Here is a 19,497-nt window from a genome sequence, read left to right on the forward strand (position 1 = left end):
AGGCATAAGTAAACTTAAAACCTAGAAGAGAGTACCGCCCGCTACGCGGGCGGTACTCTCTGATTTTGTTTTTATTATGCTGAACTACTTACTTTGATAGACTTACTTTGATAGACGACTGTAACAAATATTTTATATAAGGCTTCTACATCTATAGTTATGAAAAAATTTTTTGGCTATGCGATCGCGGCTTTGATGTCCTGTCTACTGATAGTAGCTTGCGGACAAACAAACCCCACGACCAACAATACACCTAATAGCCCAAGCAATAGTCAAAACTCAATCCCCATCGGGATCGCTCTCGCCCAGACTAGTAATGTTGCATTGCTAGGGCAGGAAGAAGTTACAGGTGCAAAGATTGCAGAAACCTACTTCAACAAGCAGGGTGGCATCAATGGCACACCAATCCGTTTAATTTTCCAAGATACTGCAGGCGATGAACAGGGCGCAATTAATGCTTTTAACACGCTAATTTCCCAAGATAAAGTGGTCGGTATCGTGGGACCTACCTTGTCACAACAGGCTTTTAGCGCCGATCCGATCGCCGAACGAGCAGGTGTTCCCGTCATTGCCCCGTCAAATACTGCTAAGGGTATTCCGCAGATCGGTAAATACATTTCGCGGGTATCTGCTCCTGTCGCAGTAGTTGCACCTAATGCGATCGATGCGGCTCTCAAAATCAATCCTCAAATTAAGAAGGTCGCTGTCTTCTATGCCCAAAACGATGCTTTTAGTAAATCGGAAACAGGAACTTTCCAAGAGACCGTAAAACAAAAGGGCTTAGAACTAGCAACCGTACAAACCTTCCAAACCACTGATACCGATTTCCAATCCCAAGTAACCAATGCCATCAATATCAAACCTGATTTAATCATCATTTCGGGGCTTTCGGCTGATGGTGGCAACCTCGTCAAACAACTGCGAGAACTGGGTTATAAGGGTTTAATCATCGGTGGTAATGGGTTAAATACTTCCAATATTTTGCCCGTATGTAAGGCTCTCTGTGACGGTATTATTATCGCTCAAGCCTATAGTCCCGAACTAAAAAATGAGGTAAATCAAGCATTCCGCCAAATCTATACCGAGCAGAATAAGAAAGAACCACCGCAGTTTACCGCTCAAACCTTTACAGGCGTACAGGTATTTGTGGAAGCTTTACGAACTCTTGACAAGACCACGAAGTTGAGTACCCTAGCCTTACCTCAACTGCGCACTCAGCTCAACGACACTATATTAGCGGGTAAATATGTCACTCCTATTGGAGAGATTTCTTTCACTCCCGAAGGTGAGATCGTGCAGAAGCAATTTTTTGTCGCCCAGATTAAAATGGATGCTGACGGCAACAGCGGCAAGTTCACTTTCATTCAATAATTTGAGCGCAAAGCGCTGTATCTTCTGTATCTATAGCTGCCACCAGTCTTGTTAAGACAAAAAACAAAAGAGTGTTGCCGCGCGGAGCGCGGCAACACTCTTTTGTTTTTCCTGATACATTTGGCGGCAGCTATAAAAACCAAACCCAGTCAGGGTTTTCCAAGCTCAAAATGGCTACGCCATTTTGAGCTTTGGTATTACTAATTAGCGGTCACGTTTAGAGTCAATCTGACTGTGCCGCTTGCGGTTGCAGGGAGTACGACATTTTGCAGCGAGCGCTGAAGCAACTCCACAAATGTTCGATCCTTTAGCGTCGAAGCCCCATCATCCAATACAAACCTTGTCAGCCTACCATTCTGAATGGCGATCTCTAAAATCACAATTCCCTTAAGACCAGCAGGTACATTGATAGATTGTAACTGTTGAGCGATCGCCTGTTGAGCAGTTGCGATATCAGCACCTACCAGCCCTGTGATACTTACTACCTGTACAGGAGGAATAGATACTGATTCGTTGGCAGTCTTATCGCTCACAGTACCAGAGGCAACTTGTTTACTGATTTTTGTATCGGTGCTGGGAGCAGCGGGTAGAGGGGATGGTAAAAGCGTTCTCAATGAACCCTGCGCTGGCGAAGGGGCATTATAGGATTGAGATGGGGAGATCATGGGAGCAGGCTTAGGCAGAGCATTGGATTCACCACCAAAGACACCATCATAGCTAACTCCTTCAGGCAGTTCGACAGGTACTTGTACTGTCACCTTCCCCCCGTCTGGGTTAACTCGCACTTCGGCACTGACCGCAACAAAGGCGGTGTACTGGGAAAGTAATCGGTAGTCCAGGGCCGTTTGCGTGACGGCATCAACCAGAGACTTTACTTCTCCAGCAAACATCTGATTCATTAAGTCTTTGATCCGAGCGCGTCCCCAGAGTTGAGCAATACCAAGATTACTATTGCGATCGCCAAAATTGACATTAATGGTTTGCTGGTAGCGTTCGCCACCTGCGGCGATGCCTGTAATTTTGAGCTTGCCATTGGCGCGATCGCCTTTTTTACCAAAGATAGTTAAAGGCTGTTCGGCAAAGAGATCGGGAGGATTACTAGGATACATTTCGGGAACTGTTCCTTCACCTTCCCACTGCACTTGAATATTGGTCAGGACAGGGTTATTAATCTGACGGAAGAACTTCTCGGCAACTTCTTGAGTTGGCTCATCCTGTCGCACTACCCTCGATGTCCCACGCCCCATTTCCGCAATCCTTTCTAAAAGATAGCGATTTACGGAACTACCTACACCAAAACTATAGAGACGATTCCCTGGTTTGAGATTTTTTTGAACGGCGGCAATCACTTCATTGTCATTGCCAATATAACCATCCGTAATCAGCACCACACTCCGCAATCGACCATCACTAGCGGCAGGAAAATTGGTTACAGCATTAATTCCATTCATTAATTCAGTGCCACCGTTAGCATCCACTTGATCGATATAATTCATTGCCTTTTGGCGATTGGCAACAGTATTTTTTAATGGATAGGACGAAAGCTGGTGGGTAGTGGTAGAAAAATCAATAATCGTGAAGGTGTCGTTAGGATTTAACCCATTGATAAAACGGCGCATGAGTTCGCGGGACTTCAGGATCGGATCTCCCGATTGCGAGCCTGATGTATCCATCAAAAATACAACATCCTTCGGCACGATTTGATCGGAGCGATAGGCGATCGCAGGAATTAAATAGGTCGCAAAATGAGCTCCTTGATCAGTGGTCGTCGTAAGCACCGCAGGTGCAGTGCGATCGCCGCTAACTTTATAGCGCACGATGAGATCTTTATTCGGAATAGTGTCTCCATCTGCCAGTTTTATCTGCACCGTTTCGCCGTTATTTTTCACATCTAAACGATGGGAAGTAGAGTAAAGATTGTGGATGGGAACCCCTGCATCAATTTGCAGATTGACCATAACATCGGCGGCTAAGATTGTTTCGGGATTAGCGACAGGAGGGGTAATGCGCGAAGCATCGGGAACCTTAGTCGTGTTACCCAGCTCGTCGATCGCTTGTCCAGGAATATAGCGGGGACCAACTACCAAGGGAAACACAAATTCGTAATCACCGCGCTCAAATTTTAGGCTTTCGGTATAGCGAATTGTGACTTTAATTTCCTCTCCTGGTTTGATATTGGCGAGTGACTGGGTGAAAATATTATCCCGTTCTTGTTCTAGCAATCCTGCAGTACGTCCCTCTTGACGAGCGCGATCGTAAATTGCCTTAGCTTCTTCCCTCTTCTTAATATCTCCTTTAATCGTGCGATCGCCAATCTTTATTTCCATATCATCGACGGCAGCTTGATCGGGTAGCGGAAATACATAAATCGCTTCTAGGGGCTTATCATAGGGATTTTGAAAGGTTTGGGTAACTTCTACACGTGAGATATTGCCCGATATCTTGCCGCGAACATCGGTATGGGTCAGGGTAAATGAGGCTTCATTGCGCGGACGAGTGGTCAAAGCATATAGCCCACCAACTGGACGATCTTTTGGGCGATCTTTGCTGGGCTCAGTTCTAGAATTGCGATCGCTAATAGGTTCGATAATTCCCGATTTAATCATAGTGATAGAAGTGCTAGAAGATGTTTGAGGTTTAGCGATCGGACTTGTCTGAGCAAGGGTACGATGGGCGATCGCTCCCATCAAAAGCATTGCCATAGGGAGGACAATATAAATCGGCTTAATAGATTGAATCTGTTTCAAGGTAATTTCACTCCTAGCCACCATCGGCATTTTTAAATCAAAAAAAGGATCGAGCCCTTACAGTGCTTTACTCTCAAGCCCAGATCGAGAATTTTAAAAAAGTTGCTTCGCAACTTTTTTCTAAGATTTCTTATGGTTCGCTCGATTAATAATTGCTGTAAATAGCTAAGGTAAACTTAAAATCTAGAAGAACGTATCACCCATAAAGTGGGCGATATGTTCTCTAATTTTGGTTTTTAATTATGCTGAACCAATTAATATTCCAAGATATTCCAAGAGATATTTCCTAAGATTGATTCTCCCATCAATTTCAAAGGGTCACTAACCAGTTGCATTTTTGGTAACGAAAAACTTCGCCCGAACAAAATAGGATGAAGCAAAGCATTGCTCTTAGGAAAGCGCGATCGCCCAATCACTCCTCAAAACGCGATCGCCCCATCATTCAATCTCCCAAAACGCGATCGCCCATTCACCCAATCAAATCATGATCGCCCAATCACCCAAAAATGAGATCGCCCAATCACCCAAAAATGAGATCGCCATAAACTGTTTGATGTTATAAAGCTAGAATTATATAGACTTGGTTTATGAATGAGGGTTTGAATATGCAAATATTCCTTAACGATGAGAAGACAAGAGAAATGCTCACTGAAATCTTAATTGATTTAATTAAGACTAGAAAAGAGCTTTTTGCGGAAATATTCCAAGATGCTTTAGAAGAGGTCGGTTTGGGGAATGCGATCGCTGAGGGTAGGAAAAATGAGTTTGTGCCTGAAGAGAATATCTTTGCGCTTCTAGATGGTGATGTTGCATGAATGTTAGGTTTGAGTCTAGGTTTGAAAAGGACTTGAAGTTAGTCAAGGATCGTAATCTTTTGGCAAGGTTGAAGCAGATAATTTTGACCTGTAAGCAAGCTGAGTCTTTGGGGGAAATCAATAATCTAAAAAAGATGCAGGGATATGATAGTTTTTATCGCATTCATTTAGGTGATTACAGGGTAGGGATAGAAGTTGTGGAAAATGATGTAATCTTTGTTCGATTTTTGCACCGTAAGGATATCTACAAGTTTTTCCCTTAAAGGCGATCGCCCAATCATCCACCCAAAACGCGATCGCCTATCCACTTCACAAAAACGCGTCGCCTATCCATGACCTAAAAATTGCTATAATCACCCGTATATTTCATCGTTGGTAGAAACTATGCAAGTAAAAGACTTGACTGTAGAGCAACTACAAACTTTAATCCGTAATACTGTGGATGAACGTTTGGATGAATACTTTGGCGATCCTGATCAGGGTAAAGAAATCAAAGAATCATTCATGCAGAGCTTGCTAAACACACGAAAAAAACGGATGGAGGGAAGAGCTACTATTCCAGCATCAGAAGTATACAAAAGATATGGAATAGATCAATAAATGGCTTATTCAGTAAGTTTTGAACCAGAGTCTATAGATGATTTAGATGAGATTTCTCAGGTTGTGCGTGGGCGAATTCTGAAGAAAATCCAATGGTTGAGCGCTAATTTTGAAAAGATTTCGCCACTACCATTTACTGGTCAGTGGTCTGGATTTTATAAGCTGAGAGTAGGAGATTATCGAGTCATTTATGAATTTGATGTAGAAAATCAGTTAATCTTCATTGCTAGGGTTGGGCATCGCAGGGAAATTTATTAGAGTTAGATCGACAAAAAATCAACTAAACAAGCGATCGCCCAATCACCATCTAAAAACACGATCGCCCAACCACATTATCCTGTAACAACAGTAACTTGACCTTTAATTGCTGAACCTAGAGCAGCTAAAAGATTTGATGCTAAAGGCTTTAGAGCCGCCAAACTATTTGATGGTGCTTGTAAGACCACTACCGCGATATCGAATTGAGGTATATTTTGCTGAAAAGATAAATTTCGATCAACTGTTACAAAGACATCAAACTCTTCTACGGCAAGAGCTAGAAGCTTCCCATTTTTGACTCCTGCCCAGCCCATTTGCGGAACTGTTTTTAATTCATAGCCAATAATTTCTCTAGCGAATCGACGATCAATACATTCATCCAAAAGAATTCTCATATTATGCCGCCGCACTGAAAAATGTTCTTCCTAACTCTTCCAAAAAGTAAATAACTTGTTCTTTAGTCACAGTTGGAAAACCATCCAAAAAATCATCAATGGACTCTCCTGCTTTGAGATAATCCAAAAGTGTTTGCACTGGAACTCTTGTATTTGAGAATACAGTCGTACCACCCATAACATCGAGAGATCTGCTGATAAACTTTGAATCTCTAAACATAAATTTATGATATTTAACTGCATTTAATATTTTAGCAAATATTGATAGGCGATCGCCCAATCACCCATCTCACCCAAAGCGTGATCGCCCAATCACCCACAAAAGACGCGATCACACAACCACTCATTAAAACGCGATCGCCCATTCACTCACCAAAAACTCTATCGTCAATAGTTATTACACTAGGATAAAATATTCTAGAGGATTGATTGGAAGAGGTACTTAAGTGAAAGCAAAAAGCATAACTAAGCGCGTCACAGTGTCTTTGCCCTCAGATGTTTTTAATAGTTTGCCTTCACAGGGGCGGATGAATTGGTTGCGTGAAGCGATCGCAGAGAAGTTACAAAGAGAAAATCGATTGGTTTTGAGTTCTGCTGAGTCTAAGGCAATTGATCGCATTGCTGAACCCGTTAAAGAAGATGAATGGGTGACAATGGGAACTCTAGATGAAGAGTTTGATTTGGAACAGGTGAATAGGGAGATTAAGCTGCGTGGCTATACGCGCTAAGTATTTTTTGCAGGTGCATCCGCTTGTAATATCAGAAGATTTGCCAATTTTGCCGATAGTTTTGAAGACTGATTTTGAGGGTTTGTTCAAGCCGATTTTGCAGTCATGTCCTGATACTGGAGGGATTTTGAGTTGCCATAAGTTAAAGGGTGATTTGCGCGGTTATCATGCTTTGGAGATTCCCTTTGATGATGCGGAATATAGGTTGGTCTATCGGATTTTTGAAAAACCTGCGCCGAAAAGGGTAAGAGTGATTAGTTTCGATACTCACGATCCTGCTTATGAGAAGGCGAAAGAAAGAGTAATGGGTTGAGTTTGATTGTATAAACGCGATCGCCCAACCACTCACTAAAAACGTGATCGCCCAATCATCCACAAAAAAAGCAATCGTCTAATAGTGATAACGAGCTTGAAGAAACTCAATGCGATCATCTTTAATGCGATAGACGATTCGATGTTCTTGAGTTAATCTTCTTGACCATGTGTTTTCGCCAACATATTTGAGAGGCTCAGGTTTGCCAATTCCCTTAAATGGATCATCAAGAATAGATTCAACTAATTCCATCGCTCGAATAGCAGTTTTACGATCTGTATTTACCCGATACACTAGATCTTGCCTGAATTGTGACACAAAAACTGCATCACGCGGTTTCTTTGGCACTACCAAGTCCCACCTCCTGACTGAGTTGATTCAACGTTTTCGGCAAAACTGTTCTCGAATCCGCTTCTTCTAAAGCTTCAAATAAACGAATTGCATTTTTAGGAGATTTAAGTAAATGTAAAGTCTCAAGCAAACTCGATAGCTCTTTAGCAGAGATCACTGCAACATTTTCGCGATCGCCACGTTCCAAAATCACAAAGTTGTTTTCTGCAATCACGCGATCACAAATTTCTGAGAACTGATTAAGTGCTTGATCGTAATTGATTGTAAGACTCATACGCCATCACAAAATGTACAAATTTATCTTCAAACATATTATATCGCTGATTTTTGGGAAAAAGTATAACGCGATCGCCCAATCACCCACCAAAAACGCGATCGCCTTCAGATTGCCGCTTAATTTTCATTAAATAAATTTTCTAGATCTTGCCTACCATTCACAACGCGCACAATTTCAAGTTGATTATCTTTGGTAACAAGGTAAAGAATTATATACCCTTGTATTGGTAATCCTCTTAATCCATTACTAATTGATGGGTAACTCTTTCCGATGAAAGGGAAGTTAACGAGATACTTGAATTTTTGATTAAATTCTTGAAAGAATCTTTCTCCTGCATCTATATTTCTTGTCAGGAAGTATTCAGCGATTGTATCCAAGTCTTGACAAGCTGCTTTGGAGATTTGTGGACGAGTCACTTAACCATCTCCTTGGCTTGACGAAATCGATCTAGAATTCCATCGATTACCTGTTCTGCATCAAGGCTTTCACCACGTTCTAGTTGAGCTATGCCTATGGCAACTTTTTGACGAGTTTCTTCTAACCATTCAGCATATTCTCGATCAAGTTTTTCTAGTAAAAGAAGGGCAACGTTGATGGCTTCGTCATGGTTGCGATACTTTCCAACCTCTAATTGCTTCTGAATAAATTTTTGCCTTTCTGGATTTAGTAAAATTTCCATAGTTTTTTACTCAGCGAATAAGTTTACTCAATATTAGCAAATCCTTAGTTAGCATAGCAAAATGCGGTCTGTATAAATAATGATCGCCCAATCACACACCAAAAAAACACGATCGCCCAATCCCTCACAAAAAACACGATCGCCCAACCAACCAAAACACGATCACCCAACCACTCACAAAAAACGCGATCGCCCAATCATCCACCCAAAACCCGATCGCCAACCATTCACCAAAAGCACGATCGCCCAACCAACTCATCAAAACTGCGATTTTCAAGATTCGTTGATTAGATCAATTAAAGGTTTGAGATCGAAGTACATAGTGCGATATGGAACTGAAGGAGGTAACTCTTCCTCTGAGTTTACAAATCGAAATCCAAATTGCTCGTAAAATCCAGACGCATCATATGGTGTTTCTGGATCGGTGTCATAGAGCGCATCAACGGTCATGAATCTTATACCTAATGTAATGACTAATTCTGTAGCTACATATTCCAAAGCCCACTCGACTAATCGGCGACCTGCTCCTTTTGCTCTTTGATCGGCAGCTAATAAGCCTATTTTTACGGCGGGAAATGTACGGTACTGGACTCCTTCTGCGGCAAGTAGTTGCTCATCTCCTTCTAACTTGTCAGCTAGGAGCGTTATATAACCTGCTAATGATTCGTTATGACGAATGAGCCAACATTGACTCAATTGTGCATCAACTTCTCTTTGAATCCGCCCCTGTTTCCAGTAAGTGACAAACTCTCCTCGAACGCACCGAAATCCTTGACCTAATGCTCTTAAGTCAGCATTTAGCTGTTCTACTTCGACTTCAGAAAAATCTATGCCAGAAAACTTAGGTGTTGGTGGCATGGGTTATTTTGCGATTCTTGCGGCGTTCGGCAATTCTTTTTGCTGTGGCGATCGCTGCTTCGTTAGATATGCTGCCACCAGTTTTAATTGCTAGGGCTAGTTTTTTCGCTTCGCTACCTACTACTGGTTTAGATAGGGTGTAAAAAGGGTATTTCATGTCTTCTCTAACCGTTGCTTAGTCTAACTTTAGCATAATTAAGCAATAACACGATCGCCCAACCATCCACAAAAAACACGATCGCCTAACCACTCACCAAAAACCGCGATCGCCCAATCACCCACAAAAGACACGATCGCACAATCACCCATCAAAAACACGATCGCCCAATCACCCATCAAAAACACGATCGCCCAACCACTCACAAAAAAGTACAACGTGATCGCCCAATCACCTGACTCACCAAAAAAGAGATCGTCTAGAATCGTTTAATGTTAATGAGTTAGAATTAGAAATATACCGAAGATAGTTGTTAAGAAATTTTGTAATAGTTAAGGAAGTCTTATGATGGTCTTTCAGCAAATTATTGATTCTATTGAGAGTTTATCAGTAGAAGATCAGGATTATTTATTTGAGCTAATCCGTAAGCGACGGATTGAGAATCGGCGACAGGAGATTTTGGCTAATTCTGAGGAGGTGATGAGATCATTTAAAAATGGAACGGCAAAAAAAGGAAGTGTGGATGATTTGATTGCTGATTTACTGGGGGATGATGATGCAAGTTGTTTGGAGTAACGGATTTAAACGGTCTTTCAAAAAAATTACAAAGAAAAATCCACAGTTAACTGAGGCAATTGTAAAAGCATTGAGACTCTTGGGAGATGATCCGTTTACACCTTCATTAAAGTCTCACAAGTTGGGAGGGAATTTAGCGGGGTTGTGGTCTTGTTCTGTTGCTTATGACTGTAGGATTGTTTTTAGGTTTTCCGAAGATGAGAAGTTGTTGGAAATGGTGATTTTTTTGGTTGATATTGGGAGTCATGATGAGGTTTATTAATTATTAAATAGCGATCGCCCAATCACCCACCCCAAAAACGCAATCGCCCAATCCCTCACAAAAAACACGATCGCCCAACCAACCAAAACACGATCGCCCAACCACCCCCAAAAAACGCGATCGCCAAATCACAAAAGTAAAACGCGATCGCCTAATCACTCACCAAACGATTGCCATTCGTCAATAGTCGCTAATTCCTAAGACGATACTTAAAGCTTTGCCATCTTGAGTCGAGAGATTGTCGATTTAGCTGAATAGCACAAGACAAACGTTTCCCTTCATACTGAGCATAATCATCTTTTTTAACAGTTGGATGAAGGTGAATAGTGAGATCATTAGGTTCAATCCCAAGTAAATCTAAGTCAAACAGAGTATGAATATCTGCTCTTAGCAAAAGTCCGTTTGTAATATGGTTATTGTAGTCACTATTGTATGAAGATATATGTGCTGCTTCTAAAATATCTGTAATATCACAGCCTGTAATCATACATTTATCGTCATGAACTTGTCTAAGAGACTGCCTAAATTGTTTCTGTCCTCTACGTTCTTTAATTTGACGCATCATGATATTCGGAGATTCAATCTTGTCTGAATCAATATTTGATTCTTCTGAAGATATATATTCTTTCTGTTGTCTAGCAGTATTAGATAGAACATCGTATACAATTTGAGGCTCAGCAAGTATTCTCTCCGCATTTATAGAAGTAGAAATTGGATTAGATGATTTTGAAATTAGATCAGTTTCTATTCGCCAGAGCACTTTAACGGGTTTATTTCCTTCATGTTTTTCAGCAATACCTAAGCCAGCAAATATAAATGAGTCAGTCGTTCTTGTACGATAAAAAATGTATTTATTTGTATCTGGGCTTAATAGATTTATTGTGGTTTCATTGTGAAGTGCACGATTTCCCTTTGTATACCACTCTAATTTATATTTATTTTCAATCCATTGATTATGATAGTCATGTCCTGTTGTGCCAGACTTCCCAATGTTGGCGAAAATAAACCAATCTCCTTCATGTGAAGTATACCCTGTATCCCAGTCCCCACCTTTATTGTTTTCGTCAACACCAACAGTTTGTTTAATTTCTTTCCTTGTATATGTATGATTGACTTTAAATGGATAAAACATTCACTTTTCATTCTCTATGATATATTTTAACTAATTCAATTAGCTTTATGGATTTTTGATGTTAACTGTAAATCAAATTAACACTTACTATCATTAAATTTAATAGTAAGTGCTTTTACAAACTATCTCAACCTCTCAATTAACCGATCGCCTACTCTTAGAGCATTAGCAATAATCGTCAAAGCAGGACTCACCGCCGCATTAGATGGAAAGAAACTACCATCTACCACATAGAGATTATCGAGATCGTGGGCGCGGCAATCGCGATCTAGAACCGAAGTTAAGGGATCGTCACCAAAGCGACAGGTTCCGCATTGATTGGCGACCACTTGCAAAGGTGACTCAGAACGGGGATGAAGGAAACCAGTACGGAAGCCATCTAGGGACTTTTCGATATTTTTTAAAACATCAGTCCAGCGATAAATTAGGCGATCGTGAGCCTCCGTATTATTGGGATTGTAATCGATATGGATTTTATCATTTTCAAGGCGCACCCGATTATTCGAGTCTGGCAAATCCTCCGTTTGCGCCCACCAACCGATCGAATGCGTCGCTAACTGCTTCAATCCAAAGTTGGGCATGAGCTTCGCAACAATGGAGAATACGGGAGGAGATTCCGCAAAAATGATGTCGGTGAGTAGTCCGCCAGAGTTCTGAATATGTCCCATTGGACAGGGGAAATCTGCATCACCCCAATAGAAATCATTCACATAAATGGATTTTTGGAAAGAACCATTGTTGGGCTTCGTGCTAAGTTGAACTACTGATGACAACAGGCTTTTCATCAAGTTCCGTCCCACTCGATCGGAGCTATTGGCAAGCCCTTTAGGATGGGAATCATTTGCCGATCGCAACAGTAGCGCCGCCGAATTAATCGCACCACAGGCAAGCACGACGATATCGCCTAAAAAGAGATAGGACTGTCCGCCCACTTCCGCTTCTACTCCCTTCACCGATCGCCCCGATGGATTGGTATGGAGACTGATTACTTTGGCTTGGGTTTTCAAGGTGACATTTGCCGACTTTAAGGAAGGGACGAGGCAACTTTCTTCAGAGTCGCTAGTGGGGTCATCTTCTTGACGGGTCAAGCCGAGGGGAATTGTGGAAGGATGCAAACCTTGATTAGCGATCGCCTCATAGATCTTCTGCATCTCTGGCTCATGACTGACCGCAGGATAGGGATAATCAGCGCTGTGAGTTGGTTCGGTACTGTCAGTTTGAGACTCACCATGCACCTTATACAGCTTTTCCGCTTCGGTGTAATAAGGCTCAAATTCGTCATACTTCACGCACCATTCTGGCGAAATTCCTGCTTGATGCGCGACCTCTTCAAAATCCTTCTCGCGCCGCCGCAATAGCGCTGCCCCATAGATTTTAGTATTCCCACCGATCGCATAGTTAGTCTGCGGTGAAAATGGCTCGCCTGTGTGGTCATACCATTGTTCGGGAGCATGATAGCGATCGCGCTGAAAGATATCGATATTGCTGCGATTCTGTTCTTCGAGGGGCATAAAGTCACCACGTTCGAGAATCAGAATTTTCTTACCTGTGGAAGCTAGCTTATAGGCAAGGGTTCCTCCACCCGCACCAGTTCCCACAATAATCACATCATAATAATGGTCATCAATAATCATCGGGTTCTCCTTCTCTAATTCGTAGGATCTGATATAAGCGGAGGTTCGATCCCCCTGCCTTCGGCATCCCCCTTAAAAAGGGGGACTCAATTGTTTGAATTTTCTAAACTGTTCTAAAGCCACCCTTTACAAGGTGGGGAGGGGGGATCGAGTTATTGCCAAACATAAATTAGGGTAAACAACGCAATCCAAATCACATCGACAAAATGCCAGAATAGCGAAGTTGCCTCAATGCCATACAAGCTCTTGCTAAACTCATTAGGAAGGAACGATCGCACTAACATGATTAACTGCAACAGCACACCAGTTAAAACGTGTAGACCGTGAAAACCAGTGAGCAAATAGAACGTACCGCCAAACACACCATCACCAAAGCCAAAGGCTAAGCCACTCCATTCCACCGCTTGACCGTAGAGGAAGAAACTACCCATCGCGATCGTCAGCAGCCAGAAGGCGCGAAAGCCCCAAAGATTATTCTTATGGAGGAATTTCTCGGCGATATAGATCGTGAAACTACTGGAAACGAGAATGATTGTATTAATCGTCGGTTCTTTAATTTCTAAACCTGTGACACCGTCAGGCAACCAATTGAGAGAAGTAGTTTTATAAACGATATATCCAGCAAAGAAACTCAGGAAAATCACACTTTCGGAAAGCAGAAAGACTACAAACCCGAACATACGATTGTCTGAATGCTCTTGATGTGCGGCTTCATGGGTAACTTCTAAAATGGGATTGGCACTATCAACAGAACTATTAACTGGTTGCATGAGCGACCTCCAATTTGTCAGGATTAGAAACTAAGGGTTCATCTTTGCCATAGCCGTAGGGTTCCGAAATTACAATCGGCAACTCCTCAAAGTTCTCATGGGATGGCGGCGAAGAAACCAGCCATTCCAAACCGATCGCTCGCCAAGGATTTTTGGGAGCTTTTTCACCCTGTACCCAAGAGCCAATCATATTCAAAATGAAAGGAATAGTCGAGACTCCTAATAAAAAACCACCGAGACTAGCGACCACATTCCAGAAGGCAAATTCGGGATCGTAGGAAGCAACGCGGCGGGGCATTCCCTGCAAACCGAGGGGGTGCATCGGAAAGAAACAGGCATTAGTACCGATAAAGGTGAGGATAAAATGGAGCTTCCCTAAACCTTCGGAATACATTCTTCCCGTCATTTTTGGGAACCAATGATAGAGCGCTGCATAGATACCGAGAACCGTCGCGCCATAAATTACATAGTGGAAATGTCCAACCACAAAGTAAGTATTATTTACGTGAATATCAACAGGAACCGAAGCGAGCATGATGCCCGTGATTCCTGAGAATACAAACATCACCAACGCACCTAATCCAAATAGCATCGAAGTAGTTAACTTGATCTTGCCGCCCCAGATCGTCGCCACCCAAGCAAATACTTTAATTCCCGTCGGTACTGAGATCAGCATGGTCGTCGCCATAAATAGCATCCGCATCCAGCTAGGTGTACCGCTGGCAAACATGTGATGCACCCAAACCACAGCGCTCAATCCCGTGATAATCAACGAAGATACAGCCACGACTTTGTATCCAAAGAGCGGCTTACGGGCATAAACAGGAAAAATCTCTGAGAAAATCCCAAATACGGGCAGGATAATTACATAGACCGCAGGATGGGAATAGAACCAGAAAAAATGTTGAAAGAGAATGGGATCGCCACCTTTAGCTGGGTCAAAAAAGCTTGTCCCAAAAGTCAAATCCGATAGAAGCATCACTGCACCTGCGGTCAAGGCTGGCAATCCAAAAAGCTGAATAATCTGCGCTGCAAGCACCGTCCACACAAACACTGGCATTCGGAACCAAGTCATTCCCGTAGTTCGCATTCGGAAAATGGTGGTGACGAAGTTAATCGCACCCATAATCGAAGCCACGCCCGAAATCGCAACGGCAAGCAACCAAAGGAATTGACCGTTTACAATATTTCCCGTAGGATTTTGCAAACTTACGGGGGGATAGGCCCACCAGCCAGACTGAGCCGAACCTCCTGGCACGAAAAAGCTCGCCATCAGGATAATCCCAAATACGGGAACCATCCAAAAGGCAACAGCATTTAACCGAGGAAAAGCCATGTCGCGAGCGCCGATCATCAATGGTACTAGATAATTAGATATTCCTAAAAGTACGGGAAATGTCCAGAGAAACAGCATGATCGTGCCATGCATAGTGAACATGGAATTATAAACGGTGCGATCGACTAGATCCGATTCAGGGGTAATCAGTTCGCCCCTTATCACCATCGCCAGAACGCCACCAATGAGAAAAAAGATAAAAGAAGTAACGATATACTGAATCCCAATCACTTTATGATCGGTACTAAATCCAAAAAATCGCCGCCAGTCTTCGGGTTGCTCAGAATGGGGCGGAAGATCGGCGATCGCATCAATAGAAATGTTTGTCATGATTTACCTATAAATTATTGAGTGAACTTACTTTGCAGATTTCTACACTACCCTCTTCAAGTACCTGAACTGTTAGCTGATAGCCCTCCATCAATGACATTCCAACAAGAGGTTCTGAATCAGCTTCATCGATGGGTATAGTCAGATAATCTCCATCCCAAACTACAACCGCTTCATAGACGTTAAAAACGCATTCACTGCCATCACCAAGAATAGCGCGTCCTCGTCTTTTCCATTTCAGATTTAGCCGATCAATCAAGTCTGGTGGCAATGACAGCCAACCATTAAAACCTGTATCAACTATCGCATCTTGCGTGTAAGTCTTTCCATCAGAGCCACATATCGAAAGTGCAATAATCGCTTCAAAATCGGCATTAACGATTCCTGCAATCATACTGCTCTCTTTGTCCGTCCACCAAATCGGCGAACATGACGAGAACCGACTCGAATAATCCAGATTTGAGCATCTGGGTGACGGGCTTCGAGCCTATTGCAAGCAACTATTTCACGAGCATCAACTTCAAAGTCTCCAGTCTCAAGGTCGATTGCTACAATTTTGCCATGATTACTCAATTCAATTTGTGGTCGAATTTGAGTTTGATAAATCAGATCGCCACGTTGGGCAAATTCTTCTTTGCTATAGCGGGGTTGATGGACTGCCATGATTGTGAATTTTCCTCGATCGCTGACTTATCTGGCATTATAACTGACCAGAAACTGCTGAGAATCGGTTGATTTCGTTAAAAAAATAAGGTGTGTTGTATTTTCATTTCATGAACACACTCTGCGCGATCGGCGATCGCACCAAGAGTAGAAAAATCATAATTGATTATCATTCAAATAAAATCTCTGCAAAATTTGCTCAAATAGATCGATTGGATATTCTTCTTCGTTTATTTCTATGTGAGGCTGATATTTTTGTATCTGAGATTCTGAAACCAAAACTGTTTCAGCACATTCAAACACAACAACATCGTAACTCTGCTTCCATAGTTTTCCAATGTGGTACGCCGCAAACATAGGGCTACCGATAGAGACAGTTAGAGAGCGAAAGAGCTTACCCCAAAAACCTTTTCGTTGAGGCAAGTAGCTTTTGACCGCTATTTTACGCGCGAGTTCACAGATATTTTGATAAAAATCATCTAACTCACTATCACTAATCATTACCCATTGGAAACCAGTTTGTTGCTTTCCACCCAACTGAGTTGCACTGTTAGATATAGATACTCGAAGAATTTTTTTAGATGAATAATCCTTATCATCTTGTCTTGCCTGATGTAACTCCTCAGTTTCAGATTCTAATCCTGCCAAGAATTGCCTATCTTTTTCTCGTCCCTTAGAAATTAGACTGATTTGACTAGTCGCGTTTTTAATCGCTTTTAATCGGCTTTCATCCGCATCAGATTGGGATAGAACATTTAATGAAAATGGATTATTTCCAACATCTCCAGTTTCAACAGTGTATTTACCAATTTGAACTTTCATGATTGTAAAGTGTAACGGCTTAATCGAGCGGCAGAAAAACTTTCACTCTTAGCTAAAATATCACGCTTTTGTCGGCTTCAATGACTTGTTATACAGCGATCGCTTCACGATTATTTGTCTTTGCGATCAGGATTAAAACACTAGAAGTCTCAGAGCATTTGCAGGGCGACAAGACGGTACGCTCTCCTTATCTGAGGTTGGGTGAAAAACTTGGAATAGCTTGTTAATTGGAATAATTCACCACAGGCGGAGCCGCAGGGATAACCGTTGCCCAATTATTTGTATTAGCTCGTTTAGCATATTCATTAGAGGCACGATTATAGGCAGTTACAGGCGTAGCGATAGAAGCATCCGCTAACCATTTCTGAAAGGTTTCAGGGGATTCCACTACCACATCCGTTTGCATCGCCGCAAAATAAGTACCGCTATATTGCGAATCCCGCAGGCGATATTTCCCTTCACGAATAGGTGTAAATTCAAAATCAATATCACGTCCAGGGATCACATCCTGCTTTACCCGAAAAGCGGGAATATACAAGCCATGTAGCACGTCTTCCGAATGGAGAACCAGCTTAATCCTACGATTATTGGGTAAATGTAATTCTGTACTGCTGACTTCACCTGTTCCGTTACTATAATGAAACTCCCATGACCATTGCCGCGCTAGTACTTGAATTTGCTCAACCTCTTCCGATTTAGCTTCGCTAACTTCATCAGCATGAGCCTCTGCCATCATCGAGCCATGATGATCATGTTCCATTGGCCCCAAAATCGACATCCGATCGTAGATTTGATAGCTATAGGCAGCAATCCAAATCACTAGGACAAAGGGAATCGCTGTCCAGATGATTTCTAACTTGACATTACCTTCGATATGAGGTCCATCGCTATAGTCATACTTCCCTGCGCGTTGAAACAAGATGGAATAGGTCAATGTGCCAACGACACCAAGAAAAATGAAAGTTCCTAAGGTCACCAAAAAGCTAAATAGGTTATCCACCAAAATCGATTCTGCGGAAGCTTGTGGCGGGAACCATGTATAGGCAGCTTGTCCCATCCAGAGACTGATGAGGGCGATCGCGATCGCCACACCCACCAAAGTTAAAATCGTGCGTAGTTTCATAAAAATAATTGATCTCCCTATTTCAGTAACTGATTGAGATCGACATTCTTACTCAAGCGTAACAAGCGATCGGCGGTAATATGCACCCCAAACTCTGAGGCTAGCTGTGCGCCCAAAGTTCCATGAGCGAACATGATCGCGAAGATGAACAGTCCTGCCAGCAGATAGCTCCATTGCACTTGCTGACCCATATCCTTGCGCCAAAGAAACCGCTGAAATCCTCTCCAGACCGTCATACCCACAATCAGCGCCAATAAAAGTACACCACCGACACCATGCCAAATCATCGTTTCCATCGCCTGTAAACCCCAAGCGCTTTTGACATTCTCATCGGGCGTAGCGAGCAGAATTTCGTAAAAACCTGCGCCAACAGTGAAGAAAGTGACAATTGAGGCAGCGACCATGTTGTACCAACCGACATCAAAAAAGTTCGACCTCGCCGCAGGAATCGCCATAAACTTGAATAAAGGCTTTTCCAAAACAAAAAATACACCCACAAAATCAAACCCGATCGCTACAATAAATAAGCCAAGGGTCATGTGAACTAGATTGGGATGGATGGGAATGCTATAGGGCAACCCATTTAATCCCAATTGACCATGTAATTGATCGATTAAAGTCGCAATCATTTCAACCCAGCCTCCTTTAAAGCTTCTACTACTGGTACGGTATGTAGTCCATAGACCCAAACGAGTAGATCGCCTAAATAAACTTGAAAAAGAACTATTCCTGTGAGAAACAAACCCGCACCGAGAAAGGAAACAGGTAACACCTTAGGATCGCGAACCCGCAGTACGTAGCGCCATCCAGTCATCGCGGCAATTACTCCTGAGAGCGACCAGCCAATAATGGTATGTAAATTCAAGGTTGGCTCCACGGCAGCGTATGCCTCCGCTAATCCCGCTTCCACCTGTCCAAAGATAATGGCAATGAAGATCGAAATTGTGGCAAAAAATAGATTCCACCAGCTCACTTCGTAGAGTCGAGGGTTACGAGTGAAATAGCCGATCGCATCGCATACCACTGCAAACAGCACCATTGCGATCACAAAATGAACCACGATCGGATGAATCGTATCGGGATAGGGCAAGTTATGGTCATTTAACGGTGGCAGATATTCCAGCATAGGTATTTGTCAACACTCAACGAAATAAAACGAAGTAAAACGAAATAACTAGTCGATCAATTGCGTTACTTAAGTAAGTGGGCTTAATTAAATATAAATCCCTAAAACCTGCGGCGAACGCTGCGCGTTCGCCGCAGGTTTTAGATCTGGATTTTAATTATGCTGAGGTACTTA

The 19,497-nt window shown here is 42.5% G+C and carries 32 protein-coding genes; 10 read left to right on the forward strand and 22 right to left on the reverse strand.

Features of this window, described 5'->3' with window-relative positions:
• The first annotated feature begins 159 nt into the window (after positions 1-159).
• Positions 160-1,371 carry an ABC transporter substrate-binding protein gene (locus AC805_RS02125; RefSeq protein ID WP_055073894.1) on the forward strand — a complete coding sequence of 404 codons (1,212 nt, stop codon included), beginning with the start codon at positions 160-162 and terminating at the stop codon, positions 1,369-1,371.
• Positions 1,372-1,571: 200 nt separating this feature from the next.
• On the opposite strand, the gene AC805_RS02130 is transcribed toward AC805_RS02125, so the two are convergent.
• A complete protein-coding gene (locus tag AC805_RS02130) occupies positions 1,572-4,142 on the reverse strand; it encodes a VIT domain-containing protein (protein ID WP_055073918.1) in 2,571 nt (856 codons plus the stop codon).
• 581 nt (positions 4,143-4,723) lie between these two features.
• Between AC805_RS02130 and AC805_RS02135 the strand changes: the two genes are divergently transcribed.
• From AC805_RS02135 to AC805_RS02150, 4 genes are all read left to right on the forward strand, one after another.
• Complete coding sequence (locus AC805_RS02135; RefSeq protein WP_055073919.1) at positions 4,724-4,933, forward strand: hypothetical protein; 210 nt, start codon at positions 4,724-4,726, stop codon at positions 4,931-4,933.
• Positions 4,930-5,196, forward strand: coding sequence for a type II toxin-antitoxin system RelE/ParE family toxin (locus tag AC805_RS02140; protein WP_055073895.1), 267 nt, complete (start codon positions 4,930-4,932; stop codon positions 5,194-5,196). Before AC805_RS02135 ends, AC805_RS02140 begins: the two co-directional genes overlap by 4 nt.
• A 121-nt stretch (positions 5,197-5,317) precedes the next feature.
• Positions 5,318-5,533, forward strand: a complete 216-nt coding sequence (locus AC805_RS02145; protein WP_055073896.1) for a hypothetical protein — start codon at positions 5,318-5,320, stop codon at positions 5,531-5,533.
• Positions 5,534-5,791 (forward strand): type II toxin-antitoxin system RelE/ParE family toxin, encoded by a 258-nt coding sequence (locus AC805_RS02150; RefSeq protein WP_055073897.1) that lies wholly within the window; start codon positions 5,534-5,536, stop codon positions 5,789-5,791.
• Positions 5,792-5,865: 74 nt separating this feature from the next.
• On the opposite strand, the gene AC805_RS02155 is transcribed toward AC805_RS02150, so the two are convergent.
• On the reverse strand, positions 5,866-6,186 hold the full coding sequence (locus AC805_RS02155) for a DUF5615 family PIN-like protein (RefSeq protein WP_055073898.1): 321 nt from the start codon (positions 6,184-6,186) through the stop codon (positions 5,866-5,868).
• A gap of 1 nt (position 6,187) precedes the next feature.
• Complete coding sequence (locus AC805_RS02160) at positions 6,188-6,406, reverse strand: DUF433 domain-containing protein (RefSeq protein WP_055073899.1); 219 nt, start codon at positions 6,404-6,406, stop codon at positions 6,188-6,190.
• 226 nt (positions 6,407-6,632) lie between these two features.
• On the opposite strand from AC805_RS02160, the gene AC805_RS02165 reads away from it, so the two are divergent.
• Together AC805_RS02165 and AC805_RS02170 are read left to right on the forward strand one after the other, a co-directional pair.
• Positions 6,633-6,914, forward strand: coding sequence for a hypothetical protein (locus AC805_RS02165; protein ID WP_156341280.1), 282 nt, complete (start codon positions 6,633-6,635; stop codon positions 6,912-6,914).
• A complete protein-coding gene (locus tag AC805_RS02170) occupies positions 6,898-7,227 on the forward strand; it encodes a hypothetical protein (protein ID WP_055073901.1) in 330 nt (109 codons plus the stop codon). The genes AC805_RS02165 and AC805_RS02170 overlap by 17 nt, the downstream gene beginning before the upstream one ends.
• Positions 7,228-7,305: 78 nt before the next feature.
• On the opposite strand, the gene AC805_RS02175 is transcribed toward AC805_RS02170, so the two are convergent.
• The 8 genes from AC805_RS02175 to AC805_RS25385 all read right to left on the reverse strand — a co-directional run bounded on the left by AC805_RS02175 (position 7,306) and on the right by AC805_RS25385 (position 9,767).
• Positions 7,306-7,575 carry a Txe/YoeB family addiction module toxin gene (locus AC805_RS02175; RefSeq protein WP_055073902.1) on the reverse strand — a complete coding sequence of 90 codons (270 nt, stop codon included), beginning with the start codon at positions 7,573-7,575 and terminating at the stop codon, positions 7,306-7,308.
• Positions 7,556-7,852, reverse strand: a complete 297-nt coding sequence (locus tag AC805_RS02180) for a type II toxin-antitoxin system Phd/YefM family antitoxin (RefSeq protein ID WP_055073903.1) — start codon at positions 7,850-7,852, stop codon at positions 7,556-7,558. The genes AC805_RS02175 and AC805_RS02180 overlap by 20 nt, the downstream gene beginning before the upstream one ends.
• A 119-nt stretch (positions 7,853-7,971) precedes the next feature.
• A complete protein-coding gene (locus AC805_RS02185; RefSeq protein ID WP_055073904.1) occupies positions 7,972-8,271 on the reverse strand; it encodes a type II toxin-antitoxin system RelE/ParE family toxin in 300 nt (99 codons plus the stop codon).
• Positions 8,268-8,534: a hypothetical protein gene (locus AC805_RS02190; protein WP_055073905.1), complete on the reverse strand. Its 267-nt coding sequence runs from the start codon at positions 8,532-8,534 to the stop codon at positions 8,268-8,270. Before AC805_RS02190 ends, AC805_RS02185 begins: the two co-directional genes overlap by 4 nt.
• 124 nt (positions 8,535-8,658) lie before the next feature.
• Positions 8,659-8,811 (reverse strand): hypothetical protein, encoded by a 153-nt coding sequence (locus AC805_RS25380; RefSeq protein ID WP_156341281.1) that lies wholly within the window; start codon positions 8,809-8,811, stop codon positions 8,659-8,661.
• A complete protein-coding gene (locus AC805_RS02195) occupies positions 8,808-9,392 on the reverse strand; it encodes an N-acetyltransferase (RefSeq protein ID WP_055073906.1) in 585 nt (194 codons plus the stop codon). Before AC805_RS02195 ends, AC805_RS25380 begins: the two co-directional genes overlap by 4 nt.
• Positions 9,376-9,549, reverse strand: coding sequence for a hypothetical protein (locus tag AC805_RS26000; RefSeq protein ID WP_197278607.1), 174 nt, complete (start codon positions 9,547-9,549; stop codon positions 9,376-9,378). Before AC805_RS26000 ends, AC805_RS02195 begins: the two co-directional genes overlap by 17 nt.
• A gap of 38 nt (positions 9,550-9,587) precedes the next feature.
• Positions 9,588-9,767, reverse strand: coding sequence for a hypothetical protein (locus tag AC805_RS25385; protein ID WP_156341282.1), 180 nt, complete (start codon positions 9,765-9,767; stop codon positions 9,588-9,590).
• Positions 9,768-9,894: 127 nt separating this feature from the next.
• Between AC805_RS25385 and AC805_RS02200 the strand changes: the two genes are divergently transcribed.
• The gene (locus AC805_RS02200) at positions 9,895-10,125 is read left to right on the forward strand and encodes a hypothetical protein (RefSeq protein ID WP_055073907.1); all 231 of its coding nucleotides are present in this window, start codon (positions 9,895-9,897) and stop codon (positions 10,123-10,125) included.
• Positions 10,106-10,387 (forward strand): type II toxin-antitoxin system YafQ family toxin, encoded by a 282-nt coding sequence (locus AC805_RS02205; RefSeq protein WP_055073920.1) that lies wholly within the window; start codon positions 10,106-10,108, stop codon positions 10,385-10,387. The genes AC805_RS02200 and AC805_RS02205 overlap by 20 nt, the downstream gene beginning before the upstream one ends.
• Before the next feature lie 3 nt (positions 10,388-10,390).
• Here the strand turns inward: AC805_RS02205 and AC805_RS25390 are convergent, their stop codons facing one another.
• The 8 genes from AC805_RS25390 to AC805_RS02240 all read right to left on the reverse strand — a co-directional run bounded on the left by AC805_RS25390 (position 10,391) and on the right by AC805_RS02240 (position 17,074).
• On the reverse strand, positions 10,391-10,546 hold the full coding sequence (locus AC805_RS25390) for a hypothetical protein (RefSeq protein ID WP_156341283.1): 156 nt from the start codon (positions 10,544-10,546) through the stop codon (positions 10,391-10,393).
• Between the two features lie 31 nt (positions 10,547-10,577).
• Positions 10,578-11,519, reverse strand: a complete 942-nt coding sequence (locus AC805_RS02210) for an HNH endonuclease (RefSeq protein WP_055073908.1) — start codon at positions 11,517-11,519, stop codon at positions 10,578-10,580.
• A gap of 122 nt (positions 11,520-11,641) precedes the next feature.
• Complete coding sequence (locus AC805_RS02215) at positions 11,642-13,153, reverse strand: GMC oxidoreductase (RefSeq protein ID WP_055073909.1); 1,512 nt, start codon at positions 13,151-13,153, stop codon at positions 11,642-11,644.
• A 152-nt stretch (positions 13,154-13,305) separates the two neighbouring features.
• Complete coding sequence (locus AC805_RS02220; RefSeq protein WP_055073910.1) at positions 13,306-13,923, reverse strand: heme-copper oxidase subunit III; 618 nt, start codon at positions 13,921-13,923, stop codon at positions 13,306-13,308.
• Entirely contained in the window at positions 13,910-15,589 is a 1,680-nt protein-coding gene (gene ctaD, locus AC805_RS02225; protein ID WP_055073911.1) for a cytochrome c oxidase subunit I, read from the reverse strand. Before ctaD ends, AC805_RS02220 begins: the two co-directional genes overlap by 14 nt.
• Positions 15,590-15,596: 7 nt before the next feature.
• Complete coding sequence (locus AC805_RS02230; RefSeq protein ID WP_055073912.1) at positions 15,597-15,983, reverse strand: hypothetical protein; 387 nt, start codon at positions 15,981-15,983, stop codon at positions 15,597-15,599.
• Entirely contained in the window at positions 15,980-16,252 is a 273-nt protein-coding gene (locus tag AC805_RS02235; protein WP_055073913.1) for a hypothetical protein, read from the reverse strand. Before AC805_RS02235 ends, AC805_RS02230 begins: the two co-directional genes overlap by 4 nt.
• 156 nt (positions 16,253-16,408) lie before the next feature.
• Positions 16,409-17,074, reverse strand: coding sequence for a hypothetical protein (locus AC805_RS02240; protein ID WP_055073914.1), 666 nt, complete (start codon positions 17,072-17,074; stop codon positions 16,409-16,411).
• A gap of 80 nt (positions 17,075-17,154) precedes the next feature.
• Between AC805_RS02240 and AC805_RS26005 the strand changes: the two genes are divergently transcribed.
• Positions 17,155-17,301: a hypothetical protein gene (locus AC805_RS26005; protein ID WP_197278608.1), complete on the forward strand. Its 147-nt coding sequence runs from the start codon at positions 17,155-17,157 to the stop codon at positions 17,299-17,301.
• Here the strand turns inward: AC805_RS26005 and AC805_RS02245 are convergent.
• The 3 genes from AC805_RS02245 to AC805_RS02255 are packed head-to-tail and all read right to left on the reverse strand — an operon-like array spanning position 17,298 to position 19,323.
• Entirely contained in the window at positions 17,298-18,197 is a 900-nt protein-coding gene (locus AC805_RS02245) for a cytochrome c oxidase subunit II (RefSeq protein WP_055073915.1), read from the reverse strand. The genes AC805_RS26005 and AC805_RS02245 overlap by 4 nt on opposite strands.
• A gap of 17 nt (positions 18,198-18,214) precedes the next feature.
• The gene (locus tag AC805_RS02250; protein ID WP_055073916.1) at positions 18,215-18,826 is read right to left on the reverse strand and encodes a DUF2231 domain-containing protein; all 612 of its coding nucleotides are present in this window, start codon (positions 18,824-18,826) and stop codon (positions 18,215-18,217) included.
• Positions 18,823-19,323, reverse strand: a complete 501-nt coding sequence (locus AC805_RS02255) for a DUF2231 domain-containing protein (RefSeq protein ID WP_055073917.1) — start codon at positions 19,321-19,323, stop codon at positions 18,823-18,825. The genes AC805_RS02250 and AC805_RS02255 overlap by 4 nt, the downstream gene beginning before the upstream one ends.
• Positions 19,324-19,497: the final 174 nt, after the last annotated feature.

It is taken from the genome of Pseudanabaena sp. 'Roaring Creek', from assembly GCF_001402795.1.
GTDB lineage: Bacteria > Cyanobacteriota > Cyanobacteriia > Pseudanabaenales > Pseudanabaenaceae > Pseudanabaena.

Excerpts from the sequence above, each read along its gene's own strand:
- AC805_RS02125 (WP_055073894.1), top strand. The coding sequence starts at position 160 with ATGAAAAAATTTTTTGGCTATGCGATCGCGGCTTTGATGTCCTGTCTA.
- AC805_RS02130 (WP_055073918.1), bottom strand. The coding sequence starts at position 4,142 with ATGGTGGCTAGGAGTGAAATTACCTTGAAACAGATTCAATCTATTAAG.
- AC805_RS02135 (WP_055073919.1), top strand. The coding sequence starts at position 4,724 with ATGCAAATATTCCTTAACGATGAGAAGACAAGAGAAATGCTCACTGAA.
- AC805_RS02140 (WP_055073895.1), top strand. The coding sequence starts at position 4,930 with ATGAATGTTAGGTTTGAGTCTAGGTTTGAAAAGGACTTGAAGTTAGTC.
- AC805_RS02145 (WP_055073896.1), top strand. The coding sequence starts at position 5,318 with ATGCAAGTAAAAGACTTGACTGTAGAGCAACTACAAACTTTAATCCGT.
- AC805_RS02150 (WP_055073897.1), top strand. The coding sequence starts at position 5,534 with ATGGCTTATTCAGTAAGTTTTGAACCAGAGTCTATAGATGATTTAGAT.
- AC805_RS02155 (WP_055073898.1), bottom strand. The coding sequence starts at position 6,186 with ATGAGAATTCTTTTGGATGAATGTATTGATCGTCGATTCGCTAGAGAA.
- AC805_RS02160 (WP_055073899.1), bottom strand. The coding sequence starts at position 6,406 with ATGTTTAGAGATTCAAAGTTTATCAGCAGATCTCTCGATGTTATGGGT.
- AC805_RS02180 (WP_055073903.1), bottom strand. The coding sequence starts at position 7,852 with ATGAGTCTTACAATCAATTACGATCAAGCACTTAATCAGTTCTCAGAA.
- AC805_RS02190 (WP_055073905.1), bottom strand. The coding sequence starts at position 8,534 with ATGGAAATTTTACTAAATCCAGAAAGGCAAAAATTTATTCAGAAGCAA.
- AC805_RS02195 (WP_055073906.1), bottom strand. The coding sequence starts at position 9,392 with ATGCCACCAACACCTAAGTTTTCTGGCATAGATTTTTCTGAAGTCGAA.
- AC805_RS26000 (WP_197278607.1), bottom strand. The coding sequence starts at position 9,549 with ATGAAATACCCTTTTTACACCCTATCTAAACCAGTAGTAGGTAGCGAA.
- AC805_RS02200 (WP_055073907.1), top strand. The coding sequence starts at position 9,895 with ATGATGGTCTTTCAGCAAATTATTGATTCTATTGAGAGTTTATCAGTA.
- AC805_RS02205 (WP_055073920.1), top strand. The coding sequence starts at position 10,106 with ATGCAAGTTGTTTGGAGTAACGGATTTAAACGGTCTTTCAAAAAAATT.
- AC805_RS02210 (WP_055073908.1), bottom strand. The coding sequence starts at position 11,519 with ATGTTTTATCCATTTAAAGTCAATCATACATATACAAGGAAAGAAATT.
- AC805_RS02215 (WP_055073909.1), bottom strand. The coding sequence starts at position 13,153 with ATGATTATTGATGACCATTATTATGATGTGATTATTGTGGGAACTGGT.
- AC805_RS02220 (WP_055073910.1), bottom strand. The coding sequence starts at position 13,923 with ATGCAACCAGTTAATAGTTCTGTTGATAGTGCCAATCCCATTTTAGAA.
- ctaD (WP_055073911.1), bottom strand. The coding sequence starts at position 15,589 with ATGACAAACATTTCTATTGATGCGATCGCCGATCTTCCGCCCCATTCT.
- AC805_RS02230 (WP_055073912.1), bottom strand. The coding sequence starts at position 15,983 with ATGATTGCAGGAATCGTTAATGCCGATTTTGAAGCGATTATTGCACTT.
- AC805_RS02235 (WP_055073913.1), bottom strand. The coding sequence starts at position 16,252 with ATGGCAGTCCATCAACCCCGCTATAGCAAAGAAGAATTTGCCCAACGT.
- AC805_RS02240 (WP_055073914.1), bottom strand. The coding sequence starts at position 17,074 with ATGAAAGTTCAAATTGGTAAATACACTGTTGAAACTGGAGATGTTGGA.
- AC805_RS26005 (WP_197278608.1), top strand. The coding sequence starts at position 17,155 with ATGACTTGTTATACAGCGATCGCTTCACGATTATTTGTCTTTGCGATC.
- AC805_RS02245 (WP_055073915.1), bottom strand. The coding sequence starts at position 18,197 with ATGAAACTACGCACGATTTTAACTTTGGTGGGTGTGGCGATCGCGATC.
- AC805_RS02250 (WP_055073916.1), bottom strand. The coding sequence starts at position 18,826 with ATGATTGCGACTTTAATCGATCAATTACATGGTCAATTGGGATTAAAT.
- AC805_RS02255 (WP_055073917.1), bottom strand. The coding sequence starts at position 19,323 with ATGCTGGAATATCTGCCACCGTTAAATGACCATAACTTGCCCTATCCC.